Origin of the sequence: Leuconostoc citreum, from assembly GCF_004354555.1 — a bacterium.
Taxonomy (GTDB): domain Bacteria; phylum Bacillota; class Bacilli; order Lactobacillales; family Lactobacillaceae; genus Leuconostoc; species Leuconostoc citreum.
Window position 1 is genome coordinate 96,250 of the sequence record NZ_PUFH01000008.1, and the last position, 6,962, is coordinate 103,211.

The following is a 6,962-nucleotide window of genomic DNA, read 5'->3' on the forward strand; positions in this document are numbered from 1 at the left end:
TCGTCTCGATAAAAAGCTATAAACAGGAAAAGAATCAGCTCGTGATTCGAACTGATTCCTTATACCTCATTGCACTGCTTCAAGTGCTGCTAAACGTTCTTGCGTCGCCCGCAACTTTTCTTGCCAATCTGCTAACTTTTGTTTTTCAGCAGTTACAACCGCCTCGGGTGCTGAATTGACGAATTTTTCGTTATTCAACTTACCTGATGCACGCTTAACTTCACCAGTAAACTTTTTGACTTCTCCTGATAACCGCTCGATTTCAACTGTGATATCAATTAATTCTGCCAAAGGAACATAAATTTCTGCTCCTGTAATCACCTGCGACATAGCCAAATCTGGTACTTCAATGTCGGCAGCAATACTTAGTGACTTTGGATGGACAAAACGATTAATATAATCTGTATTTTCATTAAATATTTGAATTAAATTATCATCTGTCGTTTTAATCAGTAAATCAATTTCTGTTGACATTGGGGCATTCGCTTCTGAACGAATATTGCGAACCGCGACAATCAAATCCTGCAGTGATTTAAACGATGATTCAGCTTGTTCATCGTGAAGTGCTGCATTGACGACAGGATAACGTGTAATTGAAAAGTCAACATCTTTACCGGCTTGGTCTGGCATCTCTTGCCAAATAGCTTCCGTCACAAACGGCATAATAGGCTGTAATAAACGCAATGTTTGATCCAAAACATAGGCCAATGTTTGTTGCACTGGCGTTTTATCGCCATCACCGTTTAACGTTTCTTTGGTCATTTCGATATACCAATCAGCAAATTCTGACCAAATGAAATTATATAATTCACGACCTGCTTCACCAAACTCAAATTTATCAAAGTTTCGCGTCACATTGTCGATTGTTGTATTTAAGCGCGACAAAATCCACTTATCAGCCAATGTTAATTGCGTTAAATCTGGTAATGTTGAAGGTGTATGATCATCTAGGTTCATAATGACATACCGCGACGCATTCCAAATTTTGTTAATGAAATTCCACGCTGCATCCATTTTGTCATAAGTAAAGCGGACATCTTGTCCAGGTGTCGATCCCGTAGCTAAGAACCAACGCAAGGCATCGGCACCATATTTTTCAATGACATCCATTGGGTCAACGCCATTACCCAATGATTTAGACATTTTACGTCCCTCGCCATCACGAATCAAACCATGAATGAGCACATTTTTAAATGGTCTTTGTCCCGTAAATTCTTTCCCCTGAAACATCATACGTGCAACCCAGAAGAAAATAATATCATACCCTGTCACTAATGTGTTAGTTGGGTAATATTTTGCGAAATCACCGGTTGTGTTTTCCGGCCAGCCCATGGTTGAAAATGGCCACAATGCTGAACTAAACCACGTATCTAAAACATCAGGGTCACGTTCCCAGCCATCACCGTCAGGGGCTTGTGTCCCCACAAAGATTTCCTCTTGATCCGTCCCTTTATTTTTATACCAAGCTGGAATCTGATGACCCCACCATAACTGACGAGAAATTACCCAGTCGCGAATATTTTCCATCCAACGTGTAAATGTGTCTTCAAATCGTGCGGGTACAAATTCAACTTTTTCATCTGGCTTTTGTTGCATGGCTAACGCTTGTTCAGCCAGTGGGGCCATTTTAACAAACCATTGCGTTGATAGTCTTGATTCTACTGGAACACCAGTTCTTTCAGAATGCCCAACTGAATGTACAATTGGGTCGACTTTTAACATATAATCGCCAGCTTCTAAATCAGCCACAATAGCTTTACGGGCTTCAAAGCGTTCCATCCCATTATACTTACCAGCCAAGGCATTAAGATGTCCATCGTCCGTCATGGTGTTAATACGTTCTAAGTTATGACGGTTACCTACTTGGAAATCATTTGGATCGTGTGCTGGCGTAATCTTGACCATCCCAGTACCAAAATCTTTTTCAACATATTCATCGGCGATAATAGGAATTTCACGTCCAACCAATGGGACCATCACAGTCTTACCAATGAGATCTTTATAACGTTCATCACTAGGATGTACCGCGACAGCAACGTCACCAAACATCGTTTCTGGTCGTGTTGTCGCAATTTCAATATAATCTTGCCCATCAAACGTTGTCCCATCTGTAAATGGATACTTTACGTGATAGAAGGCGCCTTCATCATCTTGATAGATAACCTCAATATCAGATAATGCTGTTCGTGCCTGTGGATCCCAGTTAATAATATATTCACCACGATAAATTAAGCCTTTGTTGTATAAATCAATAAAAACCTTATTAACTGCTTTATTCAGACCCTCATCTAACGTAAAACGCTCACGGTCAAAGTCTAACGACAAACCCATTTTACCCCATTGTTGTTTAATCGTTGCAGCATATTCATTTTTCCAATCCCAAACTTGTTCGACAAACTTTTCGCGGCCCAAATCGTAGCGTGATACTCCTTCAGCACGCAAACGTTGTTCAACTTTAGCCTGTGTTGCAATACCTGCATGATCCATGCCTGGTAACCACAAAACATCCATTCCTTGCATTTTTTTCTGTCGAATAATCATGTCCTGTAATGTTGTATCCCAAGCATGACCCAGATGTAGCTTTCCCGTTACGTTTGGTGGTGGAATCACAATGGCATAAGGAGCTGGCTCGTTTCCTTGAATGGCCTGGTTCGATTCAGGGGCAAATAATTTTTTTGCTTGCCAAGTATCATAACGCCCTGATTCAACTGACGTTGGTTCATATTTTGTTGACATATCAATATCACGCATTAACTTAATTTCTCCTCATTTAGTGCACCAATTAAAAAATCGTCCTAAAACACAATTAGGACGATTTTCACCGTGGTACCACCTTATTTGCTGTCGCTATTTACAGCGCCAACCACTCTAACAATTATCAAATTTTAAACACTTAGCAACCTTGGGCATTAACATGACTGATTTACAGCACCATCAGCTCTCTACACATGTATTTGCTTAATCCTCTAAGATAATCCTAATCTTACTAGAATTTCTAGTGTCCGTCAAGTTAACATGAGTTCATATAGCGTGAACTCATGAAATATACATTATTTTTGCTTCCTATGGGGGTATTGATATGGATTAAAAACCAAAGATAGCCAAGGTATATTTTGTACTAGACGTACCACCAGTAAACTAATACACCAAGCACTGATTAGTGTCAGAAAAACCAATAAAACATAAGATTCCAGACCTAACTTCTGTAGTGCTATCCTGATGACAGAAGCAGCAGGCGCATGGACTAAATAAATAATCAAAGAATACCGGCCACAATCGGTGAAATGATTGCCAACAGAACCCAATTTAATATGTGAAAACAGATATAAAAATAACGGTATGCTACTCAACTTCGCCAAAACGTCAGTTGGCGTCATCATATCAGTAACAAACCAAGTTGAACCACCAAAATTTGCTTGAACAATGCAGCCCAAAGCAAATAAAGCCACGCTCATAATAAATAGCAATCGATCATGTAACATCAATGGTTTCTTTTTTAACAGATATCCAATGTAAAAACTACTTGTCCACATACATACGCCTTGTAGTATATATGGTAAATGAATGATTTGACTGAGACTTAGAACAAGTAATAACAGATAAATGGTTAATTGTAAAATAGGTGATATATTTAATATAGACAACAGACCAACCAAAACAAAAACAAAAAAAAGCACATATAAATACCACAGATAACCAATCGGTAAAACACCAATGTGGGCCAAATCTTGCCATGAATTGAGATGGTGTACATCTGTACCCAGATGCTGTAACATGACGTAAATCACTGAAAAAATGATATAGGGTACGCCTAAACTTATTATTTTTTTCTTTAAACCAGCTAAGAGTTCTTTACACCCACTCACTGGTTTGTATACAAACCCTGATAATGCAAAGAAAACTGGCATTACAAATGTAAACAATATACCCATTGTTGCTTCTGCAAAAAAATTGAACTGGCGATACTGTCCTGTCTTATAGATGCCTTCAAGGACATGAACAAGTACGACAAAAAAAATAGTGATCCCTTTTGCTAAATCTAACCACGCAATGCGTTTCACAATTTATTCTCCACGATAATCATTTGAATTATTTCAAACCAACACTGATACGAAGTGCCTGAGCAACCTGCTGCATCTCTTGTGAATTAGCGCTAATATGCGCTATTTTGTCACGCAACCGGCGCTTGTCAATAGTTCTAACTTGCTCTGTTAGAATCACTGAATCGCGCTTAATGCCGCCCATATGAGCTGGCAACAATACATGCGTTGGTAGCTTTGGTTTAGAAATTTGAGAGGTAATAGCAGCAACAATTGTTGTTGGTGAGTTTGCATTACCAACATCGTTTTGAATAATCAGAACTGGCCTTACACCTGATTGTTCTGAACCAATGCCTTGTTTCAAATCGGCATAGAAAACATCGCCACGTGTCACAACTTGATATTCTTCTTTCATAAAATGTCTCACTTAATTATGTACGCGCCACAGCGCTTAAACTATTTTTTATATATTCTAGGTAATCTCGGACCAAAAGATGTCAAAATTTCATGAGGAATCGTATTTGCATAATCAGCAAATTCTTCAACAGTAATCTCATTATCGCCATCACGACCTATTAATGTCACCTCTGTACCAATAGGATAGGCTTGATCTAAGGCAATCACAATTTGATCCATGGTAATGCGGCCAATGACATATGTTACTTTCCCATTAATTAACACGCGCATCCCAGCCATACGTCGTAAGTAACCATCTGCATAGCCAATAGGTAAAGTTGCAACCCACTGTGGTTTTTGTGCCGTATAGGTTGCCCCATAACTAACCGATTCACCTGTTATTAATTGATGTACTGCCCCAATACGTGATTTTAAAGCAAAAACGTGTTTGAGCGGAATTGGCAAAGTCAACAATGGCGCGCCCGGATTGTAACCATAAAGTACCGAACCAACGCGGATAGTACGTGTATCAATTTCCTGGGTATGCCACAACGCAGAACCTGAATTCGCCAAATGCCAATATTGACGTGGAATACCGGCAGCAGTTACCCAATCGTTAAATCGTTGTGCTTGCTGTTTATAGTAACCAATATTACTATCATCCGCTGTGGCAAAATGTGTAAAAACACCGCCAAGCTCTAGTTTGTCATTATTCTTGATATAACGATATACTGAATCAACAGCCTCTTTGGAATGAGCACCCATACGCCCCATACCTGTATCAACAGCCAATTCAACATCTAAGGTAGCACCTTCTGGTATTGCTTGTAATGCGACTGACAACCAATCAATTGACTCAATTGCAGGGGAAAGCCGATATTTGACCATAACGTCTACATGGGCAATATCTTGAACCCCTAACAATACAATACGATAATTTTGATATGCTAATTCTTGGCGCAGTTTAATCCCCTCACCAATAGTTGCAACAGCAAAATCTCGCACACCTATCTCATAGAGAGCATTAGCCACTGGTGTAGCCCCATGCCCATAACCGTCTGCTTTCACCACAGCAATTAAACGTTTCGCCCCAGCATGTGCCATAATACTCTGAGCGTTTTCTTGAATGGCCCCTAAATCAATTTCTATCCAAGATGGCCGTGTCAATAAAGTATCTTTTTGTTCTGTCATAACTATAAAACTCCACGTTTTGGAAAAAACTTCAAACTCAGACGTTCTAGAATTGTTAATCGCTCAATAATAACAACAGTATTCACGAAATCACCACTATGTGTAATCGCAACATATGTTTTATAACGAAAATTTTTGACCTGCATAATCGGTCGGCCATTAGGTTCATTTAAAATTTCAATATCATGCCAATGGACTTTTTCACCAATGCCGTAGCCAGTCGCTTTTGAAAAAGCTTCTTTCGCAGAAAAACGGCCCGCCACAAATTCATGAAAATGTTTTCCTTTGCGCTCTAATGCTTGCTCACGTTCTGCTGGCGTTAAAATGCTGTCCATAAATTTTGTCTGACGTGCCACAATTTGTCCTACACGACTAATGGCTTCTGTATCATTTCCAATTCCGATTATCATGATTCTATTGTATCAAAACGTCTCCAATTCACCAACTACTATCGTCCGGACATCCCATGATTAGGCTAACAGCTTCAAATATAAATATACGCTCTTTATCCATGATAATATATTACAAATTCATAACTGAATCTGAAGAGATGCTTTGCGATAAAAATCTCCAGTCAATGTAAAAGGGTAACATCAAGTTGATGTTACCCTTTTAGTCATGCCGTCGGTGGGAGTCGAACCCACACGGTGTTGCCACCACTGGATTTTGAGTCCAGCGCGTCTGCCAATTCCGCCACAACGGCAAATATAAAGCCATAAGGCTTATAGGGCGGTAGAAGGGGATCGAACCCTCGCATGCTGGATCCACAAACCAGTGTGTTAACCACTTCACCACTACCGCCATGGCAGGGATAGAGGGAATCGAACCCCCATCAACGGTTTTGGAGACCGCTATTCTACCGTTTAACTATATCCCTACATTTTTAAACTCAGCTATAAGCTGATATAACATGGTGAGGAATTGCGCCTCACATAACACTGGCTTGTTCATGTTTGTCAGTAATTAGCGGTCACAGCGGGGCTCGAACCCGCGATCTCCTGCGTGACAGGCAGGCGTCCTAACCAGCTAGACCATGCGACCAATGGACGCTACAGGGATCGAACCTGTGACCCCCTGCTTGTAAGGCAGGTGCTCTCCCAGCTGAGCTAAGCGTCCATAATGGAGAGGAAGGGATTCGAACCCTCGAAACAATTCCTTGTTTACATGGTTTCCAACCATGCTCCTTCGGCCAGACTCGGACACCTCTCCGATATCTTCCGTTCTCTCTTCTAATTAAAGCAAAAGCACTCTTCTCAGAGCACTCCCTATGTACGGCACCGCATCTTCCTATCCTCGCAGCCAGCGATCCGGCAACTACTTTCGGCGTGATAGAGC

The 6,962-nt window shown here is 40.5% G+C and carries 5 protein-coding genes and 6 tRNA genes; all 11 read right to left on the reverse strand.

Annotated elements, in window-relative coordinates; genetic code table 11:
• Nucleotides 1–66 precede the first annotated feature (66 nt).
• Nucleotides 67–2,751: a valine--tRNA ligase gene (locus C5L21_RS08970; protein WP_133286270.1), complete on the reverse strand. Its 2,685-nt coding sequence runs from the start codon at nt 2,749–2,751 to the stop codon at nt 67–69.
• Nucleotides 2,752–3,050: 299 nt separating this feature from the next.
• Nucleotides 3,051–4,061, reverse strand: coding sequence for an acyltransferase family protein (locus C5L21_RS08975; protein ID WP_085699770.1), 1,011 nt, complete (start codon nt 4,059–4,061; stop codon nt 3,051–3,053).
• 28 nt (nt 4,062–4,089) lie between these two features.
• Nucleotides 4,090–4,455, reverse strand: a complete 366-nt coding sequence (locus C5L21_RS08980) for a type II toxin-antitoxin system PemK/MazF family toxin (protein WP_004901352.1) — start codon at nt 4,453–4,455, stop codon at nt 4,090–4,092.
• Nucleotides 4,456–4,496: 41 nt separating this feature from the next.
• Nucleotides 4,497–5,627, reverse strand: coding sequence for an alanine racemase (gene alr / locus C5L21_RS08985; protein WP_040176552.1), 1,131 nt, complete (start codon nt 5,625–5,627; stop codon nt 4,497–4,499).
• Between the two features lie 2 nt (nt 5,628–5,629).
• Nucleotides 5,630–6,037, reverse strand: a complete 408-nt coding sequence (acpS, locus tag C5L21_RS08990; RefSeq protein WP_004901356.1) for a holo-ACP synthase — start codon at nt 6,035–6,037, stop codon at nt 5,630–5,632.
• A 209-nt stretch (nt 6,038–6,246) separates the two neighbouring features.
• Nucleotides 6,247–6,330 (reverse strand) — tRNA-Leu (locus C5L21_RS08995).
• Between the two features lie 25 nt (nt 6,331–6,355).
• A tRNA-His gene (locus tag C5L21_RS09000) sits at nt 6,356–6,428 on the reverse strand.
• Between the two features lie 2 nt (nt 6,429–6,430).
• A tRNA-Trp gene (locus C5L21_RS09005) sits at nt 6,431–6,504 on the reverse strand.
• 90 nt (nt 6,505–6,594) lie between these two features.
• Nucleotides 6,595–6,668 (reverse strand) — tRNA-Asp (locus C5L21_RS09010).
• A 2-nt stretch (nt 6,669–6,670) separates the two neighbouring features.
• Nucleotides 6,671–6,743: transfer RNA gene (locus C5L21_RS09015), tRNA-Val, on the reverse strand.
• Between the two features lie 4 nt (nt 6,744–6,747).
• A tRNA-Ser gene (locus tag C5L21_RS09020) sits at nt 6,748–6,836 on the reverse strand.
• Between the last annotated feature and the right edge of the window lie 126 nt (nt 6,837–6,962).

Coding starts and splice junctions, on each gene's coding strand:
- C5L21_RS08970 (WP_133286270.1), bottom strand. CDS start 2,751: ATGCGTGATATTGATATGTCAACAAAATATGAACCAACGTCAGTTGAA.
- acpS (WP_004901356.1), bottom strand. CDS start 6,037: ATGATAATCGGAATTGGAAATGATACAGAAGCCATTAGTCGTGTAGGA.
- C5L21_RS08980 (WP_004901352.1), bottom strand. CDS start 4,455: ATGAAAGAAGAATATCAAGTTGTGACACGTGGCGATGTTTTCTATGCC.
- alr (WP_040176552.1), bottom strand. CDS start 5,627: ATGACAGAACAAAAAGATACTTTATTGACACGGCCATCTTGGATAGAA.